The sequence below is a fragment of the Heyndrickxia sp. FSL K6-6286 genome, assembly GCF_038630395.1.
GTDB lineage: Bacteria > Bacillota > Bacilli > Bacillales > Bacillaceae_C > Heyndrickxia > Heyndrickxia oleronia.
Genome location: NZ_CP152029.1, coordinates 2991020 through 3013694, shown reverse-complemented (window position 1 = coordinate 3013694; position 22675 = coordinate 2991020). Strand labels below are relative to the sequence as shown.

Annotated in this window: 18 protein-coding genes; 14 read left to right on the top strand and 4 right to left on the bottom strand. The window is 34.9% G+C overall.

What is annotated here, in order from left to right; all coding sequences use genetic code 11:
* Positions 1–7 precede the first annotated feature (7 nt).
* The 7 genes from argB (at position 8) to argH (ending at position 10132) form a co-directional block, all read left to right on the top strand.
* Positions 8–802 (top strand): acetylglutamate kinase, encoded by a 795-nt coding sequence (gene argB / locus MHI39_RS15215; protein WP_342539626.1) that lies wholly within the window; start codon positions 8–10, stop codon positions 800–802.
* On the top strand, positions 784–1986 hold the full coding sequence (locus MHI39_RS15210; RefSeq protein ID WP_342539625.1) for an acetylornithine transaminase: 1203 nt from the start codon (positions 784–786) through the stop codon (positions 1984–1986). The genes argB and MHI39_RS15210 overlap by 19 nt, the downstream gene beginning before the upstream one ends.
* Positions 1983–3059, top strand: a complete 1077-nt coding sequence (locus tag MHI39_RS15205) for a carbamoyl phosphate synthase small subunit (RefSeq protein WP_342539623.1) — start codon at positions 1983–1985, stop codon at positions 3057–3059. The genes MHI39_RS15210 and MHI39_RS15205 overlap by 4 nt, the downstream gene beginning before the upstream one ends.
* Entirely contained in the window at positions 3046–6249 is a 3204-nt protein-coding gene (gene carB / locus MHI39_RS15200; RefSeq protein WP_342539622.1) for a carbamoyl-phosphate synthase (glutamine-hydrolyzing) large subunit, read from the top strand. The genes MHI39_RS15205 and carB overlap by 14 nt, the downstream gene beginning before the upstream one ends.
* Before the next feature lie 15 nt (positions 6250–6264).
* Positions 6265–7230 (top strand): ornithine carbamoyltransferase, encoded by a 966-nt coding sequence (argF, locus tag MHI39_RS15195; RefSeq protein WP_342539620.1) that lies wholly within the window; start codon positions 6265–6267, stop codon positions 7228–7230.
* Positions 7231–7407: 177 nt separating this feature from the next.
* Positions 7408–8637 (top strand): argininosuccinate synthase, encoded by a 1230-nt coding sequence (locus MHI39_RS15190; RefSeq protein ID WP_278891165.1) that lies wholly within the window; start codon positions 7408–7410, stop codon positions 8635–8637.
* A gap of 124 nt (positions 8638–8761) precedes the next feature.
* Positions 8762–10132 carry an argininosuccinate lyase gene (gene argH / locus MHI39_RS15185; protein WP_342539618.1) on the top strand — a complete coding sequence of 457 codons (1371 nt, stop codon included), beginning with the start codon at positions 8762–8764 and terminating at the stop codon, positions 10130–10132.
* A 117-nt stretch (positions 10133–10249) separates the two neighbouring features.
* On the opposite strand, the gene MHI39_RS15180 is transcribed toward argH, so the two are convergent.
* The gene (locus tag MHI39_RS15180; protein ID WP_342539617.1) at positions 10250–10594 is read right to left on the bottom strand and encodes an isochorismatase family protein; all 345 of its coding nucleotides are present in this window, start codon (positions 10592–10594) and stop codon (positions 10250–10252) included.
* A gap of 166 nt (positions 10595–10760) precedes the next feature.
* Here MHI39_RS15180 and MHI39_RS15175 point away from each other — a divergent pair, with 166 nt between their 5' ends.
* On the top strand, positions 10761–11711 hold the full coding sequence (locus MHI39_RS15175; protein WP_278891162.1) for a 2-hydroxyacid dehydrogenase family protein: 951 nt from the start codon (positions 10761–10763) through the stop codon (positions 11709–11711).
* A 628-nt stretch (positions 11712–12339) separates the two neighbouring features.
* On the opposite strand, the gene MHI39_RS15170 is transcribed toward MHI39_RS15175, so the two are convergent.
* Both MHI39_RS15170 and MHI39_RS15165 read right to left on the bottom strand, forming a co-directional pair.
* The gene (locus tag MHI39_RS15170; RefSeq protein WP_078111009.1) at positions 12340–12879 is read right to left on the bottom strand and encodes a PadR family transcriptional regulator; all 540 of its coding nucleotides are present in this window, start codon (positions 12877–12879) and stop codon (positions 12340–12342) included.
* Positions 12876–13718, bottom strand: a complete 843-nt coding sequence (locus MHI39_RS15165) for a sialate O-acetylesterase (protein WP_278891161.1) — start codon at positions 13716–13718, stop codon at positions 12876–12878. Before MHI39_RS15165 ends, MHI39_RS15170 begins: the two co-directional genes overlap by 4 nt.
* Before the next feature lie 229 nt (positions 13719–13947).
* Between MHI39_RS15165 and MHI39_RS15160 the strand changes: the two genes are divergently transcribed.
* On the top strand, positions 13948–14385 hold the full coding sequence (locus MHI39_RS15160) for a VOC family protein (protein WP_278891160.1): 438 nt from the start codon (positions 13948–13950) through the stop codon (positions 14383–14385).
* A gap of 249 nt (positions 14386–14634) precedes the next feature.
* Here the strand turns inward: MHI39_RS15160 and MHI39_RS15155 are convergent, their stop codons facing one another.
* Positions 14635–15768: an IS110 family transposase gene (locus tag MHI39_RS15155; RefSeq protein WP_259544588.1), complete on the bottom strand. Its 1134-nt coding sequence runs from the start codon at positions 15766–15768 to the stop codon at positions 14635–14637.
* A gap of 504 nt (positions 15769–16272) precedes the next feature.
* Here MHI39_RS15155 and MHI39_RS15150 point away from each other — a divergent pair.
* The 5 genes from MHI39_RS15150 to MHI39_RS15130 all read left to right on the top strand — a co-directional run bounded on the left by MHI39_RS15150 (position 16273) and on the right by MHI39_RS15130 (position 22674).
* Positions 16273–17481: an MFS transporter gene (locus tag MHI39_RS15150; protein WP_278891190.1), complete on the top strand. Its 1209-nt coding sequence runs from the start codon at positions 16273–16275 to the stop codon at positions 17479–17481.
* 241 nt (positions 17482–17722) lie between these two features.
* On the top strand, positions 17723–19315 hold the full coding sequence (locus MHI39_RS15145) for a long-chain-fatty-acid--CoA ligase (RefSeq protein ID WP_278891158.1): 1593 nt from the start codon (positions 17723–17725) through the stop codon (positions 19313–19315).
* 156 nt (positions 19316–19471) lie between these two features.
* Positions 19472–19813: a hypothetical protein gene (locus tag MHI39_RS15140; RefSeq protein ID WP_058003861.1), complete on the top strand. Its 342-nt coding sequence runs from the start codon at positions 19472–19474 to the stop codon at positions 19811–19813.
* A gap of 231 nt (positions 19814–20044) precedes the next feature.
* Positions 20045–20587: an XRE family transcriptional regulator gene (locus MHI39_RS15135; RefSeq protein WP_078111004.1), complete on the top strand. Its 543-nt coding sequence runs from the start codon at positions 20045–20047 to the stop codon at positions 20585–20587.
* A gap of 44 nt (positions 20588–20631) precedes the next feature.
* Positions 20632–22674, top strand: a complete 2043-nt coding sequence (locus tag MHI39_RS15130; protein ID WP_078111003.1) for a hydantoinase/oxoprolinase family protein — start codon at positions 20632–20634, stop codon at positions 22672–22674.
* Position 22675 lies beyond the last annotated feature (1 nt).

Below are 22675 nucleotides of genomic sequence, written 5' to 3'. Positions count from 1 at the left end.
GAGTAAAATGGGTTATCTGGTGATTAAATGTGGTGGGAGTGTTTTGGAGCAATTGCCTAAATCATTTTTTGAGAATATCGTGTCACTAATGAAGGTTCAACAATTAAAACCGATCATCGTACATGGTGGCGGACCCAATATTACTCAACTACTCACTCAATTAGAGATTCATTCAACTTTTCACAAAGGATTACGTGTTACTTCTAATGAAGTACTTGATATTGTAGAAATGGTCCTTTCAGGCTCAGTAAATAAATCAATCGTACGACAATTAATTGCAGCCGGAGGGATGGCATTTGGGCTGAGTGGTGTAGATGGGATGTTACTAGTTGGAAAACCTATAAGTTCTACAAGTGAGTTAGGTTATGTAGGTAAAATTGAATCCGTTAACCCACGGTTCGTAAAATTGCTTGCGGAAGAAGGAGTTATACCAGTTATATCACCAATTGCTATCGATGGTGATGGACAGCGTTGGAATATTAATGGAGATATTGCGGCGGCAGCTATTGCAAAAGCATTATGTGCCCCATTATATATGGTATCAGATGTTCCGGGAATCATGAAAAATGGGCAGGTACTAAGTCAATTATCTGTTTCGGAAGTAGAGGAATTATTGAAGGATGAAACCATTAGTGGAGGCATGATTCCGAAAGCACAAGCTGCATTGGAGTGTCTTCGTTCAGGGGTTGAGGAAGTCGTTATCATAAATGGCTTAGAGGAAAATGGTTTAATTAAACTCATTAATGGAATGACAATTGGAACGAAAATTATGGAGGACGTTACATGCAAAATATCACAATAAATACACCGGGATCCCACTTAATGAAAACTTACCAACGCGCTCCAATCACACTAGCAAAGGGAAAAGGTAGCTTTGTTTGGGATACAGACGGTGAGAAATATTTAGATTTCACATCAGGAATTGCTACTTGTAACTTAGGGCATGTGCCTGATTTAGTTAAAAATGCACTGATGAATCAACTAGACCAAATTTGGCATTGCTCTAATCTATATCAAATTGATCCACAAGAAAAATTAGCTCAATTATTATCAGATGTCAGTTGTTTCGATGAAGTGTTTTTCTGTAATAGTGGAGCGGAAGCGAATGAAGCAGCCATCAAACTTGCACGAATTTATGCAAAAAATATAGCTCATAAACAGTCAACAGAAATTGTTACTTTTACGCAATCTTTTCACGGTCGTACACTAGCTACTTTATCAGCGACTGGTCAGAAAAAGATTCAACAAGGGTTTGAACCACTGATGCCAGGATTCCATTACTTGCCATTTAATGAGGATACATCATTAAAACAGTTAAAAGAGATCAATCCCTGTGCCGTGTTAATTGAAATAGTCCAAGGGGAAGGCGGGGTCATTCCTGCAAAAAAAGAGTGGATCCAGGAGTTAGCAGTAATATGCAAAGAACAAAATATTCTATTAATGGTTGATGAAATCCAAACGGGGATGGGTCGTACAGGAACCCTTTTTGCATATGAACAATATGGAATTGAACCAGATATTATGACACTGGCGAAAGGATTAGGATCCGGATTTCCAATTGGAGCTATGCTTGCAAAACGCAGTATCGCTTTGGCTTTTACTCCAGGTACACATGGAAGTACGTTTGGAGGTAATCCTCTTGCAGTGGTTGCTGGAACTGCTACCCTTGAAGCATTCCACATTATGAATATTCTTGAAAAATGTGAGCAACAAATACAGGAATTATGGCTAGGGCTTAAAGGATTAATGGAAAAATATCCTATGATCGAGGAGGTGCGCGGTAGGGGTTTTTTAATTGGTGTAGTTATAAATAGTGATGCAGCAAAGGCCATTGAAATAGCAAGAAAAGAAAAGCTGTTATTGCTATCAGCTGGCCCTAATGTTATTCGTATCTTGCCACCATTAACGATTAATAATGAAGAAATAAATAAGTTCTTATCCAGTTTTACGAAAGTACTAATTGAAATGGAGGGAGGTGTGCAATGAAAACAGCATATCTCATTCTTGAAACGGGAGAAGTTTTCCCCGGACAATTAGTTGGAGAAAATACTTCTATTCATGGTGAAATTGTTTTTAATACAAGTATGACTGGTTATCAAGAAATTATGACGGATCCTTCCTATGCGGGACAAATAGTTGTTTTTTCCTATCCACTAATCGGGAATTATGGGATCAATCTGGAGAACAATGAAAGTTCCTCTGTACATGTTAGTGCTATTATCACTAGTGAAATCTGCTCGGAGCCGAGTCATTTTAAATTGACAGAAACAGCGATTGAAACAGTGAATAAATATAAAATTCCATGTTTAACAAACGTAGATACGAGATCCCTGGTCCAGACGATTCGCAAAAGAGGAACAGTGAATGCAATGATTACTGAACAACAAGAGGTGCAAATAGCATTTTCAAAAGAATTATCCCTAGTTGATAGGGTTGCGTGTCAAGAAGTAATTACTTATGAAAATCCGGGACCCCATATCGTTCTTTTGGATTTCGGTTATAAAAAGTCTATTTTACATTTTTTATGTGAATCTAATTGTAAAGTAAGTATCGTACCGTATTTTTATTCATTTGAACAAATAAGTGCATTATCTCCAGATGGAATTGTTATTAGTAATGGACCAGGTGATCCAATGGAACTGGCAGATGAATTTATCAAGATAAGGTTACTCACAGAAAGCTATCCAACAATAGGGATATGCTTAGGTCATCAATTAATTGCCCTATCCTATGGGTCACAAACAAAAAAATTACCATTTGGTCATCGTGGTGCCAACCATCCTGTAAAAGATTTAAAGACTGGTAAAGTGTTTATTACATCTCAAAATCATGGCTATGTTGTTGTTGATGATTCCATTGATGAAAGTCAGTTTTTTGTTTCATTTAAGCATGTAAATGATGGAACCATAGAAGGACTTAAACATCGAAAACTTCCTATTCAAACTGTGCAATTCCACCCAGAAGCGCATCCTGGACCCCAGGATACGGAATTTATTTTTTATGAGTTTTTCAAGCAGGTTAATAATCATTTAGAGGTAATGAAAAATGCCATTGTATAAAAATATTCATAAGGTACTTGTAATTGGATCAGGTCCGATTGTCATCGGGCAAGCAGCAGAATTTGATTATGCAGGGACACAAGCGTGTTTAGCGCTGAAGGAAGAAGGAATCGAAGTTATCTTATTAAACAATAATCCTGCAACAATTATGACAGATGAACATATTGCTGATTATATCTATATGGAACCTATGACGATTGATGTTGTTGAAGAAATTATTAAAAAGGAACAACCCGACGGAATCATTGGAACTCTTGGTGGTCAAACAGGACTAAATCTTACGATGCAGTTGGATGAAAAAGGTATTTTAGAAAAATATAATGTGACGCTTTTGGGAACTTCAGTAGAAGCCATTCAAAAGGGCGAGGACAGAGAAAAATTTAGAGATTTAATGCTAGAAATAGGTGAACCTATTCCCGAGTCAAGGATTGTTCATACTTCTGATGAGGGAATTCAATTTGCGAAGGAAGTCGGTTTTCCACTTATCATACGACCGGCCTATACGTTAGGTGGTTCGGGTGGAGGCTTTGCAGAAAATCAGGTAGAGTATGAAACTATATTAAAAAGGGGATTATCACAAAGTCCAATTCACCAAGTATTAGTCGAAAGAAGTATTAAAGGATGGAAGGAGATAGAGTACGAAGTAGTAAGAGATGAAAATGACACTTGTATCATTGTATGTAATATGGAGAACTTCGATCCAGTTGGTGTTCATACAGGAGACTCAATAGTGGTGGCACCTTCCCAAACCTTATCCGATGTACAATACCAGATGCTTCGTAATGCATCATTGAAGGTTATACGATCATTAGGGGTGATAGGGGGATGTAATATTCAATTCGCCTTAGATCCTTTTTCCAATCAATACTACATCATCGAAGTTAATCCAAGGGTTAGCCGTTCTTCCGCACTCGCTTCAAAAGCAACAGGTTATCCAATTGCTAGAGTGGCAGCAAAATGTGCAATTGGCTATCACTTAGATGAGATGAAGAATCCAGTGACAGGTTCTACTTTTGCTTCCTTTGAGCCAGCTCTAGATTATGTGGTTGTGAAAGTACCACGATTCCCATTCGATAAATTCCCAGAGGCAGAACATAAATTAGGGACTCAAATGAAAGCAACAGGAGAAACAATGGCGATTGAACGTAGTTTTGAAGGAGCATTAAACAAAGGATTGAGATCATTAGAATACAATGTGAATGGATTATCCCATCCATTAGTGAAAAATCTATCATTCGAAGAGTTACGGAGTCATTTAATAGAAGCTACTGATCTTCGCTTATTTGCAATTGCAGAGGCATTCCGGAGAGGGTTTGAGGTAAATAGTATACATGAATTAACAAATGTGGATACATGGTTTTTGAAGAAAATCCAAAGAATGGTTGAGTTCGAAGAAAGTATAAAGGGATTCTCCATTGTAGACCTTCCTTATGAAGTGTTAAAAAAAGCGAAATTAATGAATATGAGTGATAAGCATCTAGCGGATTTATTAAGCTGTACTGAAAAGGAATTGAGGAATAGAAGAAAGAGATGTGGCTTAATACCTTCCTATAAATTGGTTGATACTTGTGCAGGAGAATTTGAAGCAGAAACCCCGTACTATTATTCAACTTGGCGCGGTGTGGATGAAGTGAAGGTTTCAAACCGGAAAAAGGTGTTGATCATTGGATCTGGTCCTATTCGGATTGGTCAGGGAATCGAATTTGATTATTGCAGTGTTCATGCTGTTTTAGCGTTAAAAAAACAAGGATATGAAACCATCGTTATAAATAATAATCCTGAAACGGTAAGTACTGATTTCTCAATTGCTGATAAGCTTTATTTTGAGCCACTAACAATTGAGGATATTCTCCATATTATTGAAAAGGAAAATCCAGAAGGCGTATTTATGCAATTTGGTGGTCAAACAGCTATTAATGTCGCTGCAGAACTAAAAAATGCAGGTATTACACTATTTGGAACTTCTGTTGAGGCCATTAGTTTTCTAGAAGATAGGAAGCAATTTTACCAATTACTAAATAAATTAAATATCCCGCATATTAATGGAGAAATTGCATTAAACAGAGCAGAATTAAAAGTAGCTATAGAACGATTGGGATTTCCCGTAGTCGTTAGACCTTCATATGTAATTGGTGGTCAATCAATGTCAATCATTTATGAACCGGATGAACTCGATACATATATAGAATCTCTAACATATATGGATGAAAGATTATGGCCATTGCTAGTCGATCAATACATCCCTGGATTAGAATGTGAACTTGATTGTATATCTGATGGAAAAGACGTCTATGTACCGGGAATCTTCGAGCATATTGAAAAAGCAGGTGTTCATTCTGGTGATAGTATTAGCATTTACCCTCCGATAAACCTAGCAAATGATATAAAGGAAAAATTGATAGATTATACGAAAAGAATTTGTGCCGAGGTAGGAATTATTGGCATAGCTAATTTCCAATTTGTCATTGATGATGAAAAAATATATTGTTTAGAAGTCAATCCCCGAGCGTCAAGAACAGTTCCTATTTTGAGCAAAATATCGGGTATTCCAATGATAGATGTAAGTATTTCTGTACAATTCGGTACCTTATTAGAGGATACAGGATTGGCACCGGAAATACCGTTTACTGCTATAAAACTTCCGATATTTTCCTTCAATAAATTGAAGAATGTAAACCCGATATTGGGACCAGAGATGAAATCGACTGGTGAGATTCTAGGATTAGGTGAGAATGTGGAGGAAGCATTATATAAAGTGCTTGGTGAAGGTCGGAGAAAATTTAATAAAGGTCCACTTACTATAGTTTGTTCAGTAGCAGATCGAGAAAAGAATAATCTACTGTCATTAATTGAGCAAATCACTGATAGTAATATACAGGTAATTGCCACAAAAGGAACTGCTCATGCACTTGAGGGTAAAGGGCTAAAGACGATCAAAGTGGTAAACTGTATGGATGACATAAAAAAGATTTTTCATGATCATTCACTAGCTTGTGCTTTAGTTATTCCTACAAAAGGAAAAGAACAAGTAACGATGGGTAGTTTTCTTATGGAAAGTACGGTTATTCATGGAGTCCCATTATTTACATCAATCGATACATTTAAAGCATTTTTAACTATAATGGGCACGAATCATTCTAGGATTCGATCCCTTGCTGAATATAAATACCATCTTGTGAATACTAAATAGAAGGGAAGAATAGTAATGTCAAAAGTTATGAATATAGTAGAAAGTAAGCATATTTTATCAAGTAAGGACTTTTTAACTTTAGGTGAACATTCGAGTGAGGAAATTTTCGCACTACTTGATGATGCTATAAAAATAAAAAAACTTCAAAAAGCTGGAATCAGTAACCAAATTCTACAAGGGAAAGTTCTAGGAATGATTTTTGAAAAATCATCTACACGTACTCGAATTTCTTTTGAGGTAGGAATGTTGCAATTAGGTGGCGAAGCAATTTTTCTAAGTTCAAAGGATCTCCAACTTGGGAGAGGTGAGTCCATACATGATACTGCTAAGGTTATGTCAAGATATGTTGATGGTCTAATGATTCGAACTACGAAACATGAAATAATCGAGGAATTTGCAAAATATGCATCAATCCCTATTATTAATGGTTTAACTGACAAGCATCATCCTGTCCAGGTACTCTCTGACTTATTAACGATCTATGAACATAAAGGGAAGCTAACAGGCTTAAAAATGTGTTTTTCCGGTGATGCAAATAATAACATGTGCCATTCATTAATAGAAGGAGCTGTAAAGGTAGGAATGGATATTTCCATTGCTTGCCCTAAAGGATATGAACCGGATGAAGCAATTTTATTAAAGGCAAAGGAAGAAGCGAAAAAAAATGGTAGCAAAATTGTGGTTGATTCAGATCCCATTAAAATGATTAAAGATGCAGATGTTGTGGTAACTGATGTATTTGCAAGTATGGGCCAGGAGCATGAGGCTAAAAAAAGATTACTAGATTTACAAGACTATCAAGTGAATGAATCATTATGCAGTTATGCAAAGAATGATTATATTTTCCTACACTGTTTACCTGCACACCGTGAAGAGGAAGTAACATCGTCAATAATTGATGGTGAACATTCGGTGGTGTTTGATGAAGCAGAGAATCGTCTTCATGCTCAAAAAGCTATTTTAAAAGATTTATTAGGATAATATATTTTTTTGATTGACATGCATAAAAATACATGGTTATAATTATTTATACAAAATAAAGTGAAGACGCTAATCGTTTTCATCAGTTAATTAAAGGGATAATTAAGGGAGCAAACGAAATTTTTTCAGTAAAGGATTAATGGTCCAATCCCTTTCTTAGTTAAAGGAGCGAATAACATGTCAAAAGAAAAGATTGTTCTAGCATATTCAGGTGGATTAGATACATCTGTTTCTATTAAATGGTTACAAGAAAAGTACGGATACGATGTGATAGCTTTAGGTATTGATGTTGGGGAAGGAAAGGATTTAGAGGCGATTCGCCAAAAAGCACTTAATGTAGGGGCAATTAAAGCGGTGATGATTGATGGGAAAGAACTATTAGCAAATGAATATATTTTACCAACTTTAAAAGCGAATACATTGTATGAAGGCAAATACCCTTTATCCTCAGCACTAAGTCGTCCATTGATTTCGAAATTATTAGTTCAAATTGCGGAAGAAGAAGGCGCAGTTGCAGTTGCACATGGCTGTACTGGAAAAGGGAATGATCAAGTCCGTTTCGAAGTATCCATTCAGGCATTAAATCCTACATTAAAAGTGGTAGCCCCTGTACGTGAGTGGGGTATGACGCGTGATGAAGAAATTGAATATGCAGAGAAACATGGAATTCCGATTCCAATAGATTTAGATAATCCATTTTCAATCGATGCGAACATTTGGGGAAGAGCTTGTGAAGCAGGAGTTTTAGAAAACCCTTGGAATGAAGCGCCGGAAGAGGCGTTTGCATGGACAAATCCAATTGAAAAAACACCGGATGAAGTGGAGTATCTTGAAATTTCTTTTGATAAAGGGATTCCAATAGCTATTAATGATCAAGAAATGGGAATTGTTGAGGTAATAGAAACCTTAAATGAACTAGCTGGGAAACATGGAATTGGTAGAATAGATCATATCGAAAATCGTCTAGTTGGAATAAAATCTCGTGAAGTGTACGAAAATCCTGCAGCCCTTTTATTAATTAATGCACATAAAGAATTAGAATTTCTTACACTGCCAAGAGAAGTAACACAATTTAAAACAACTGTGGAGCAACAACTAGCAAAAATGATCTATGAAGGTTTATGGTACTCCCCATTAAAGCCGGCTATCGACGCATTCATAGAAGAAACACAAAGGACAGTGACAGGGAAGGTTCGTATCAAACTTTTCAAAGGGACTCATGTTGTGGTTGGTCGTCAATCGCCATTTAGCTTATATAATGAGGAATTAGCCACTTATTCAAAAGGTGATGCGTTTGATCATAATGCAGCTGTTGGTTTCATTAAACTATGGGGCTTACCTACTAAAGTTTATTCAGAAATCCAATCAAAAACGAATAAAGAGCAAAATCTACTTTCGACAAAATGAATAATTAATTTAGTTTAATTCAAGGCGGCGTGAGCTGTGTCAAGCTAACAAAATTTAGCGATACCTCCGTCCCTTTTTTCTTTATCAATATGTACTATAGGAATTTTTCGCAGGAGGAATAGGTATGAGTAAGCTTTGGGGCGGACGTTTTACAAAACAAACGAATGAATTAGTAGAACAATTTACAGCGTCCATATCTTTTGATCAAAAACTTGCATTAGAGGATATTGAAGGAAGTATTGCACATGTACAAATGCTTGGCGAGTGTGAGATACTTCCGATGGATGATGTTGAATTAATCAAGGAAGGCTTAAAAAAGATCGAAACAAAGATACTGAATAAAGAGGTACAATTTTCCGTTTCAGATGAAGATATTCATATGAATATTGAAAAAATGCTAATTGATGAAATTGGTCCAGTTGGCGGTAAATTACATACCGGCAGAAGTCGTAATGACCAGGTTGCAACAGATATGCATCTTTATTTAAAAAAACAAACTTATGAATTAATAGATTGGGTGGGACATGTGCAAGCTTCATTGCTTGTACAGGCCAAAAAAAATGTTGATACGATTATGCCAGGATATACACATTTGCAAAGAGCTCAACCTATTTTATTTTCTCATCATTTACTTGCTTATTTTTGGATGTTTGAAAGAGATAAGGAAAGATTAAAAGATAGTTTAAAAAGAATTAATTGGTCTCCACTTGGTGCAGGGGCTTTAGCAGGTACTACCTTTCCAATCAATCGAAATCGTTCAGCAGAACTATTGGGGTTCGAAACAGTATATCCTAATAGTTTAGATGCAGTAAGTGATCGTGATTTTATATTAGAATTTTTATCAATTGCATCCATTATGATGACACATATCTCACGTATATCAGAAGAATTAATCATTTGGTCTAGCCAAGAATTTCAATTTATTGAATTAGATGATTCATTCTGTACAGGTTCAAGTATTATGCCACAAAAGAAAAACCCAGATGTTCCAGAATTATTACGTGGAAAAACAGGGCGTGTATATGGTAATTTAATCGGCTTATTGACCGTATTGAAAGGATTGCCATTAGCCTATAACAAAGATATGCAAGAGGATAAAGAAGGAATGCTAGATACAGTCGAGACACTAAATGGATCTTTACGTTTATTAGCGCCAATGATTGAAACAATGACCGTAAATACAGAAAAAATGTATGCTGCAGTAGCTACAGATTATTCAAATGCAACGGATATAGCTGATTATTTAGTGACAAAGGGTCTACCATTTCGCCGAGCTCATGAGGTGATTGGTAAAATTGTATTATATGGTATTCAACATGGTAAGTACCTGCTTGACTTATCATTTAAAGAGTATCAATCTTTTAGTCCTTTGTTTGAGGATGATATTTTTGATGTATTACATCCTACACATGTTGTTGAGGCAAGAAATAGTTTTGGTGGTACGTCGAAAGAACAGGTACAACAACAAATTGTTCTAGCTGAAAAAAAATTATAGCTTAATGAATAAAGGCTTTCACCATATATCGGTGGAGCCTTTTTTGATGCTAACTCTATTTTTATGTTCTTTTTATCTTTCATGATTGGAAAGTTAATGGTTGTTTAATGTTCGTTTCTATGAAAAAAGACATGATATAATTGAAAAAACTAAGATTTTAGTTTTTTTTACCTTAGCAAACCATTGGTCATGTATAGTGTTATAGTGATGAATTATTTGGCAGGCTTTTAAAATATCAGAATCGCATGTACTATGGCCATCCTCGACAAGAATAAAAACATCATAACCCAAGATAAATGCACGCCTGCATGTGGCATCTACACATATTTCTGATTGAATTCCTGTTATAATAATTCTCCCTACTTGATTGTCTACTAATTGTTGTTGAAGATGAGTTTTTAGGAATGAATCGGGAAAATCTTTTATTAAAACTTTATTATTATTACCATAGATGTAATCCACTTTCTTCTATTCCTCTCCCAATGTGTGATATGATAGAAAAAGACATATAATAAATACATAGTTTGCTTTTCAATGGATGTTTACTTACCTATTTTTTAGGTTAAACATATTGTGGCTAGATTTTTCGTTGAAAAACTTGTGTGAAAATTAATTGAAGGTGATTTAAATGTCAAAAATATTTATATCTGGAGAAATCCCTGAGATCGGGTACCAACTGTTAAAAGATCATGAAATTGATGTGTACTATGGGGAGAAACTAATAACAGAGGAAGAATTAGCGGAGAGGATTGCCGATAAAGATGCACTTTTATGTCCATTATCTACTCCTGTTACACGAAAGGTAATTGATTCGGCACCTAATTTAAAAATTATTGCTAATTTTGGTGCAGGATTTAACAATATTGATGTTCAGTATGCAAAGGAAAAAAATATATTTGTATCTAATACTCCTGATGTCTCTACAGACGCAACAGCAGAATTGTCAATTGGGTTGATGTTAGCAATTTCAAGAAGAATACCTGAAGGGGATCAGCTCTGTCGCACAGAAGGTTTTAACGGATGGGCTCCTTTATTTTTCCTTGGAAGGGGATTAAGCGAGAAGACATTGGGAATCATTGGTTTTGGTAGTATCGGACAGGCAGTCGCGAGAAAAGCTAAAGCATTTGGGATGAAGATACTATATACAGGACCCCGACGTAAGGATGATGCAATAGAAAAAGAGTTAAATGCAACCTTTGTATCTTTCGATGAGCTTATTCAACAATCGGATTATGTATCTGTTCACTCACCGTATAATAAAGAAACCCATCATTTAATTACATTAGACGTCATTCAAAAAATGAAAAAAGATGCCTTTTTAATTAATGCATCGAGGGGACCGGTTGTTCATGAACAAGATTTAGTTAAAGCGCTGAAAGAAGGTCAAATTGCAGGTGCTGCATTAGATGTATTTGAATTTGAACCGAAAATTACGGAAGAGCTTAAAACGTTAAAAAATGTTGTCTTAACACCACATATCGGAAATGCAACGATTGAAGCACGTGATGCGATGGCCAAATTGGCTGTTAAAAACATTACTAATGTTTTATCAGGTGACAATCCGATTACTCCGGTATAAGTGAAGATTTCTAAAAAAACTATTATACTTTGTAAAATTAAAGATAAATAAATGCACGCTTCCATATAAATAACAGTAACTTGTCTTTAATGTCTGCACATATTATCAAAAAAGTACATCACTAATAAATAGTGGTGTACTTTTTTGATTTTGAGACCTCATGTATGACCTCATTTACAAATAAAAGGCACACGTTAGAAAAAATGTTTGAGTATTTCTTTAATGATTGAAGTAATGACATTTGTAGATATAAAAAATACTTCCTTTTCTTCGAGAAAACGAAACTATTACACGAATTTGAGTAGAACCTGAAGAAATTCAATACGTTTTAAATGATCATGAACTATCTATTCATATAATAAACGAGGCATTAAAAGTTTCTAATTCTTAAATAAATATGGTTCAGTACAAGGAGAAAAAAGTATATGGTTTTTTGTAGAAAAGAAGCAGAATAGTTAAAGCAAAAGTTGAATTTTGAGTGAAAGGTGGTAAATCATTGTGATTGGAGTGTTCTTAGACCGTAATGGAACAATTGGTGGAGATGGTAGGAATTCACTACAAAAGATTACATTAAAAATCCCGTATCAATTTTACTAAGTAATATTGATACGGGATTTTTAGTTTGTATTTACACAGTAGCTTCTTCTATGTCGGCCTTCAATTCTTTAAACCATTTTAAGTTCACTAAATGGTGTGAACGAGAATTTTCGTTCATGCGACGAAAATAATCAATTTTACCCGGCAATTCTTTAGTGATAGTTAGGTATTCATCGAGAAGAGCAATTCTGGCTTCAGTTTGATCAATTTGTGATTGGATTAATTCTAATAATTTATTTTTATCGAATTCATCTGCAAAGAGTAATGCGCCATAGAATTGCAAGTTTACATACTCGGATTTAGTCCCATATTTGGCCATTAATTTTTCGAATTCTTCTATTCCTAAAGACGTGATTTTATAGGTGTGAATTTCACGACCATTGTTTGGACGTATTTGATGTGTTTGTTCAATCAAACCTTTTTCTTCAAGTTGTTGCAAATTGTAATAAAATGATCCTTTAGTGAAGTTAACGATATATTTATAATGTCGTTTTTCCATTAAACTTAATAGTTCGTATCCATGAGTGCCAGGGTTTTGAATAAGTAAGCCAAGGATAAGTAAGGGAATCAAGGGTGCATCACCTTCGCCATTTGTGCTTCAAATTCAGCGTATGTGATTTTACCTAGAGCCAAATTCATACTGTGAATATAAATTTGTTCAGTTTTCGAATAGTTATTGTTTATTTTTAGTGATTGATTTTCATCCGAAAGAGGCTCTAAGATATGACACTTTTTCGAAAATGCTTCGAAGTAGCGATAACCGAATTTTCGTTGGGAAACAGCGTTCAAATGAATACCATCCGGATTGGCAGTTAGCCCTTTTGCCGATACAAAATAACAATTTTGCTGTTCTTGAGCGAATCGACGTAATTGGTCGTTGATTTCTTGAAACTCAGGTGAGTACTTTCCAAAACCCGATTTTCCTAAAAAATCACCAAGCTCACCAATGATTAATGGGACATTTTGAAGGTATAATTCTTTACGTAAAGTTTCAATGATAAGAGATAACTTTTCATAATACGTTTTATGTAGAGAATTATTGCTATCACTTTCACCTTGATGCCAAAGTATGCCACAAATTTTACTAGTTTCAAGAGCAAATCGAGCTTCAGATAAAGCATGTTGAAAAAGAGTACCCTGCGGATGCCAATCGTTCAAGGAACTGCCACCTTCCGCACAAGGAATCAAACCAATTTCTTCATCCGGGTTGGCATTCGACCATGCCTGTGCAAAAGATGCTGCTAGACTTACACCAGCAACAGGGCGGTCATAATTAATCGGTTCTGTCATCATTTGCCACTGACCGTTGCGAAGCATTTTTATTTTTTCATTATAGATAGGTTCTACCTCATGCAAGAATCCACGACCTGCCATATTTGATTGCCCTAACATTAAAAAAGATTTTATCATTTAATTTTCAATCCTTTACATAATAGTCTAATTAGACTTCAATATTATAGAGTCTAATTAGACTATCGTCAACTCGCTATTTCTAGTAAATTTTAATTATGAATTAATATAGAACTGTCAGCGTTTTAATAACTACTGAAAGAAAATATTGAGCAGCACTAATAAGGTCAAATTTTCTTTTATAAAATAAAGATAATTACTTTAAATAGGAACATAGGAGGTATGAGATATGAAAATCAATAGAATAGATCATGTGAGTATAAACGTAAATGATCTATCAGAGGCTAAAGCTTTTTTTCTTAATTTAGGACTTGAAGTGCGAGCGGAATGGGAAATGGATGGAGAACTGTTGGACAGAATAGTTGGGCTTAATAATGTTAAAACGGCATGTGTAGGATTGGGCATGCCAGATGGTGAGGCATGGATAGAGCTAGTCAAATTTTATACGCCGTCAGATGAAAAAGATATTCAACCACCTTTTGCAAATATGCTGGGTATCCGACATATTTGCTTTGCTGTTGAAGATATTGAATCTATTGTTGCAAAATTGAAAAAGAATGGCACGGAAATCTTTAGTGAAATAAAGCAATATGAAGCAAGTTATAAGTTATGCTACGTTCGTGGTCCAGAGGGAATTATTTTAGAGTTGGCGGAGAAAATCAGATAATTATTGAATGGAGTATTAAATGATTTAGTTCACCAACTTTAAAGATTTTAAACTATCGAGGGCATTCTTTAACAAGGGATGCTCTTTTCTGTGAAAATAAAACTCCGCCTTTAAGAATAATTTATTGAGTTTAAACTTGATTAAAATTGTGCAAGCTATAAATAATTTAATTTGGGCAATAGGAAAGCAGAGCTACCGAGTTTTTCGGTTTCTCGTTTAACTTTTCTGTTGTTTGTCTATAATGCTAATTTAAGTTGACTCGTGGTAGGGTTCCTTATTCTGAAGCATATGATAGACAATAGTTAGCATTCGATGTCCGATGGCAACGAGTGCTTTTTTCTTTCCCCTTCTTGCAGCTAGTGACCAATATTTGATTCCTAATCTTTGTTTCCGACTTCTTGAAACAGCCCACGCAGCCTCACACAATGCAGATTTAATATGAGGATTTCCTTTAACCGTTTTAGTGTTTTTTTTCCTTCCGGCACTTTCGTGATTTCCGGGCGACAATCCTGCCCATGATGCAAGATGTTTAGAGGTTGGAAATTGTCCCATATCTACTCCTATTTCCGCAATGATAACAGCTGCCGTGTCTTTCTTAATTCCCGGCATTGTAATCAGAAGCTGTACTTCCTCCTGATAGTTGGATAAAATGACGTCGATTCTTTTCTCGATATCTGATATTAATTCTTCTAAATTAACAATGTGCATCCAAGATTGCTTAATAAGAAATAGCTGGTGATCATTTAATGTTCCAAATAGTGAGTCGGTAATCAATTGCTTTTTATGGGCCATTCTTCCATGTATTTTTTGTTCGACATCTTCTTGGTCGATATAACCTTCATTCATGAGTTGTTCCAACAGTTTTCGTCCTGATACTCCAAATACATCTGAAATAACTGTGCTTAATTTGATATTTGAGGACTCTAGTACCTTTTGGATTCGGTTTTTTTCGGATGTCATGTGTCCAATCCATTTTTTTCTGAGGCGAGTCAAATCTCTTAAATTTCGAAAGTCTTCAGAAGGGACAAAACTTTTCTCTATTAAGCCATGTCTTAATAATTTAGCAATCCATTCAGCATCCGAAACATCTGTTTTCCTTCCAGGGACATTTTTAATCCTTTGAGCATTTGCCAAAGTAATATCAAAGAAATCCTCCAAGATATTGTATACAGGTTTCCAGTAGACGCCTGTACTTTCCATTGCGATGTGGGTTACTTCCTTCTCCTCAAGCCATTTAAGAAGATGAAACAGATCCTTCGTCAAAGTAGGAAATGTTTCGGTCTCCTTAATCAAGTCAGTTTCTGATTCTCCAAGAATGACACAGGCAACTATTGTTTCCGAATGAACATCTAGGCCTGCACATCGTTTGTGCAATGTTTCCATTTCACTCCACCTTCTGAAAATATTCCACAAACAGTGGAATGAATTTGAAATTAAACATTTTTCTGTTCGTAGTCATCTCTCGAAATGAGAGAGCTAACAATGGGTTGTGCACCAAATTCATTCCAACAGTTTTCTCAACAGGGTAAAACCACCAATAAGAGCTACGTCATATACTCACTGTTTGTGGTATCTACATTATGGGGCAGTGAACCCATTTTCATTCTGGGTTGAGAGCGAAAGATCATGAAAGTTTTCTTATTGAAGAAAAGGGCACTATACTTCAATAAGAGTGGATAAGGGATAAGGTAAGGCAATCCAAAAATAAATTTCTATCAAGTGTTTTAATTGTGCTAAAATTCATATAAGTGAGATGAAAAAAATGGCGATAAATCTAATCCCCCAGATTTATCTGATATATGGAAGGAGTAAAAAATTAATGAACAGTCCAATTTAAAATTCCCCCTAATCAAGACAAGATTCAATTCTACTATTGGGGGATACAAAATAAAATTGAATAAAAATTTTTCTTTATTACTACTTGGTCAATCTCTCGCTAATATTGGCGATGTATTATATACGGTCAGTGTTATAAGTGCAATTTTTGTTTTAACAGGTTCGGCAACTGTATCATCATTTGTGCCATTTACGATTACTACCTCAATGTTTATATCTAGTCTGTTAACACCTCTTTTGGTTGGTAAAGTAAATCTTAAATGGTTATTGGCTGGATCACAAATCGGAAAAACTATTTTGCTTTTTATTCTAGGATTTATGTTAGTTGGAATAACAGTCTCAAATTACTATTTAATCTTTTTAATCATAGGGTGGATCGCTTTTCTTGATGGATGTGCAAATCCAATAAGACAGACTCTGATTCCTCACTATGTTAAACCTGAATCTTTAATTCAAGCTAATGGAATAGCAGAAACAGTTACACAGGTTATACAAGCAGTTATGTGGTTCATAGGAAGTTTATTTCTAATTTTTATGAGTCCTCAACAACTGGTTTGGCTAGTTGGAGGTTTATTCATAATCGCAAGCGTCTTACTTTGTCTTATAGAAAGTGTAATACACAAAACAACTGAGCCTAAAAGGAAACTAGAGCAGATTAAAGAGGGATGGAAAACTTTATCTAACACGCCAGTATTAAGAAGGATTGCTTGGATAGACTTTTTCGAAACAATTGCAGGAACTGTTTGGATAGCTGCTATTTTATATGTGTTTGTCAATGATGCTTTAAATGTTGACGAAAAATGGTGGGGTTTTATTAATGGTACATTCTTTTTAGGCTTGATATTAGGAAGCGTTTATTGTATTAAATACCCCTCTATTATTGAGAAAAATTTGGGTACTTTTATTTTTGTTGGTTCATTCGGAAGTTCCTTAATTACAATATTGTTTAGCTTAAACAGTATTCCAATTTTTGCGTTGCTTTTATCTCTTGGAATAGGACTATTTGGGCAAATAAAAAATATTCCACAACAAACTGTTATACAAACCAGTGTATCAAAAGAACAGTTGGCAACCGTTTATACCTCATTAGGTGCCATTGGAACTGGAATTTTTGGTATTAGTTCTCTAATTATGGGAATATTAGCAGATTTGTTGGGAATTAGAACTGTATTTATGATCTCAGGACTATTAATTGCAGTAGTAGGTTCAATTGTTCATAAAAATAAGCAATTGTTTGTTACAAATGTTGAACAACAATAATTTATTAAAGAAGGATTTTGTTATAGGACTACAAAATCCTTCTTTTTTTTTATGGTTTCGTGATTGGTTATTATGCTTACTAGAAAACGGTTAGGGAGTGGATCAGTATATGGAATGATTATAGCACGCAAACCTTATAAACTATTAGATCTTCATGGAATTTTATCATTTAATACACAAATTCTGTTTTTTGGATGTTATAATAATCTATATTATCTGAAAATACGGAGGGTGACCGCTTTTGTTTGTTCCATTAGTTTTAACAGAATTTCTGGATAGAGCTGTAAAAGTGTATGGAAATAAAACGGCAGTTATTAATAATAATGATGATTTAACCTACCAGCAACTATATAACAGGGTTCAGCAGCTATCATATGGTCTACGTGATTTAGCAGTACAAAAAGGAGATCGAATCGCTTATTTAGCACCGAATACATTAGGAATGCTTGAAGGGTTTTTTGGTGTTTTTCAAGTAGGTGGAATTATGGTACCTCTTAATACAAGACTTACACCAGATGATTATTTATATATCTTAAATCATAGTGAGAGCGAAATTGTATTTGTTGATGAGGAATTATATCATTTACTTTTACCTATAAGAAATCAATTTACGAGTGTACGTCAGATTATTGTTCAAGGAGAGGAAAAAATTGCTCTCGAAGAAGGTGATCTTTGGTATGAATCATGGCTAAAGCAATATCCCTCATTTACTTTTCAAAAAGTTGAACTGGATGAGCAGGATGTGGCAAATATTTTATATACTAGTGGAACAACTGGGAAACCAAAAGGAGTCATGCTAACGCATCGAAACAACTACTTACATGCACTAAGTACTATGCATCATTTACGGGTGTCTGACCGTGATGTAGTATTACATGTTTTGCCCATGTTTCATGTTAATGGTTGGGGTTCTCCTTTTTACTATACAGCGAATGGGGCAACACATATTACATTAAAACATGTTCGTCCAGAAATAATCTTTGAAAAGATCCAAAACCATCATGTGTCTGTACTTCATATGGCACCAGCTGTTTTAAATTCCTTACTTCAGTATTATGAGAGACATCAACCAAAGATTAATCATTCGGTTCGAGTGGTGATTGCTGGCTCTGCACCACCTCCTTCATTTGTTTCAAAGGTAGAGCAGCAACTAGGCTGGGAATTTATACAAGTATATGGTATGACGGAAGCATCTCCACTTATTACTACTTCACAACTTAGAGTACATCAACAGACATTACCTATGGAAAAGCAGTATCGTTTAAAGGCAAAGGCTGGCTATGAAATGATTGGCTGTGATGTACGTGTGGTTAATAGTGAAGGTAAAGAAATTTCAAAGAACGGTAAGGAAATTGGTGAAATTATCGTAAAAAGTAATGGAGTCATGCTTGGATATTGGAAAAACGAAGAAGCAACCAATGAAGTTATTCGTAATGGGTGGTTCCATACAGGTGATATGGCCACAGTAGATGAAGATGGAAATATTGAGATTGTTGATCGTAAAAAGGATATCATTATAAGTGGTGGAGAAAATATTTCTTCAATAGAGGTTGAAGGCGTACTTTATGAGCATCCAGATATATTGGAGGCAGCAATTATAGCTATACCTCATGAAAAATGGGGTGAAACACCACATGCAGTTATAGTAAAACGTGAAGGTTCAACGCTTGATGGAAAAGAAGTTATTCAATTCGCTCGTGAAAAATTGGCTCATTTCAAAGCTCCTACGTCCGTTAGCTTTATTGATGAGCTCCCAAAAACTGCATCAGGAAAAATTCAAAAAGTCCGTCTAAGAAACGAATACTGGAAAGAGCATGAGCGTTTTGTAAATTGATATTGTGTCTGTTGAAATAATCAGAAAAATAGAGTAGCATATCAATCTAAAAATACATTAAAATCTGAATAATACATGGAGAAATCCATGTTTTTTTCATGTGGATAAATCATTAGAGGTTATTTTAACATAATTGAAAAGAGGTGTTTTTTTACAATGTTATTAATTATAACACTTAGTAAGTTTTTATTTTTTGGAATATTTTTTGTGATGGATATCGTTTATTACTTTTTGAAAAATAAAACGGTGGAAATGATTCGATTGGTTTTAAGTTATATTATTGCAATTGTGACAATTCTTAACGCAAAATATATAATTGTGTTGCCGATTTTGCCGTTATTACTTGGTGGGTTTGCAATGGATGATCCTTCAGCTGAAAGTTCGGATGCAATCATTGTTATTATCGTTAGTTACCTAATTCTTGTGATTATGATTTATGTTGCTATACGCTCCTTTATATTGGCAATTAAGGATTTGAAAAGTAGATTAAGAAAGTAATGCCTTTCGACTAAAAGCTATTATATACAGGATAAGCTGCCATAAAAGGCAGCTTTTTTAATGAAGGTTGTAAATAGGAGAAGTATAAATATCATGTTTAGTAATACTAAAATTATTTTTATATTACTTAAAAATATATTGAAAACTTTGTATATTGTGATAGTATTAATTTTAGTAATACTATAATTATTTAATCTATACTTAAAATCATGACTAAGGAAATGGGGAATTATGGTAGATATTCATACGAAAATTCGTGAATTAAGGCAACAACAAGGGTTAACCTTGAAAGAATTGAGTGAAAATACTAACTTGTCTGTCGGATTTCTTTCTCAAGTTGAAAGAGGTACTTCCTCACTAGCAATCACATCACTAAAAAAAATAGCTGATTCATTGGGTGTTGAGATGTCATATTTTTTTCAACAGGAAATGAATAACAACTATGTGGTCAAATTAGATGACCATAGGGTTTTTCAGGTTGATGGGAATGAATCCAAATATGTTAAAGTTAGTGGGAATTTTCAAGGAAGATCGATGGAAAGCTTAATTGTAACGTTAAGGCCATTTCAACAGGATATCCAAACATCCAGTCATCCTGGTGAAGAATTTCACTATGTGTTAAAAGGTCAAGTCATTATCTATGTAGACAATAATGAATACGTACTGAATGCTGGAGAATCCATTCATTTTCCATCTGAAAAAGTTCATAAATGGGAAAATCCATTAAGTGAAGAAACAGTTATTTTAAGTGTATTAACTCCCGTACTTTTTTAAGTATGGGAGATTCAAATATAGTTTTTTGAAGGAGGAGAAGTTACATGAGAGTTGCTACAGATATTGGGGGCACCTTTACAGATCTTGTATATGTAGATGAAAAAGGACATATTGGTGTATCAAAAAGTCATACGACTCCCCCATATTTTGAACAAGGTGTTATCAATGTTTTAGAAAAGAGTGGAATAGATCAAACCTCAATAAAAACCTTTATTCATGGGACAACTGTTATTATAAACGCATTAACTGAGAGAAAAGGTGTAAAGACCGGACTCATTACAACGAAAGGATTTCGTGACGTATTAGAAATTGGTCGGGGCAATAGACCAGATTTGTTTAATGTACGCTATCATAAACCAGCACCTTTTGTAAGTAGATACTTACGTCAAGAAGTGGAAGAAAGATTAAACTATAAAGGTGAAGTAATGAAGCCATTAAATAAAGAAGAAGTAAAAGAGATTATATCCTTCTTCAAAAAAGAAGGAGTAGAAGCGATTGGTGTATCTTATTTACATTCGTATGTGAACCCTGTGCATGAACAAGAAACAATCGATCTTATCAAAGAAATATGGCCGGAAGTCTTTGTCACAGCTTCTTATGAAGTTACTAAAGAATGGCGTGAATATGAAAGAACCAATACAACCGTCCTTAATGCATATGTCAAACCGATAGCAACATCTTATGTAAACAAGCTTCATGATAAGCTTATTGAGAAGCAAACAGATAGTAATAACTATATTATGCAGTCTAATGGTGGAACGACAACATTTGAACAAGCAAAAGAACTTCCAATAAATATGGTAGAATCTGGTCCTGTTGCTGGTATTTACGGAGCTGCAGTTCTTGGTGAAATTATTGGAGAGAAGAATATTATAGCATTTGATATTGGTGGAACAACGGCAAAATGCTCTCTTATTGAAAAAGGGGAAGTAAAAGTATCCACGGATTATTATATTGAAAGAGATAATCGTCATGCCGGATTTCCGATAAAAACACCAGTTGTTGATATTGTTGAAATTGGCAATGGAGGAGGATCAATTGCTTGGATTGATGATGCAGGATCACTAAAGGTTGGTCCACATTCAGCAGGTGCATTACCTGGACCAGTAGCATATGGACAAGGTGGCATAGAACCAACTACGACTGATGCAAATCTTTTAACCGGACGTCTTTCTCCAAAAAACTTTGATTATGAGGTTGATATGGAAAAGGTGAGTGAAGCAATCAAAGCAACTATCTCAAATTATTTTAATATTTCAGTGGAAGATGGGGCTCTTGGTATCATTCGTATTGCCAATTCAAATATGCTAAATGCATTAAAATTAATTTCTATTCGAAAGGGTTATAACCCACGAGAATTTACCCTTGTTGCATTTGGTGGTGGAGGATCCATGCATGCTCCAGCTCTAGCAAAAGAACTAGGTGTTAAAAAGGTAGTTGTACCTTTAGCATCTCCAGTGTTTTCAGCGTGGGGGATGTTAATGACAGATCTTCGACATGATTATATTCAAACCCAAATTAAACGTCTAAGTGAAGTAGATATTACCTCGCTTAATCAAACATGGGATACTCTAGAAAATCAAGCTTATAATCAGTTTGAACAGGAAGCCCTTCAAAAAGAGTCAGTCTTATTTACTAGATTTCTAGACATGAGATATCTTGGGCAAGAACATACCGTAAAAGTACCCGTACCAAATGGTAACTGGGATGAGAAAACTTTAGAGGAAATTATCGGAAGATTCCATCAACTACACGAGAAAAACTATACATTTAAGCTTGAGCAGGCTGATACTGAAATAGTGAATTTGCACTTGACTGCGTTTGGTCAGGTGAAAAAGCCAACATTAGAAAAAAATATAGTTACTGGGGAATTAAGTAGTGCATTAAAAGAAGTCAGACCTGTCTATTTTGAACAGGAGGGCTGGGTTGATACAACTATTTATGATCGAGAAAAAATTCCAACAATGCAGAAGATTAACGGACCAGCCATTGTTGAGGAAAAGGCATCAGTGACCGTTATTTATAAGGGTCAATCACTTCAAGTTGATGAATATGGAAACCTTATTATTGATACGGGGGTGGAATAAG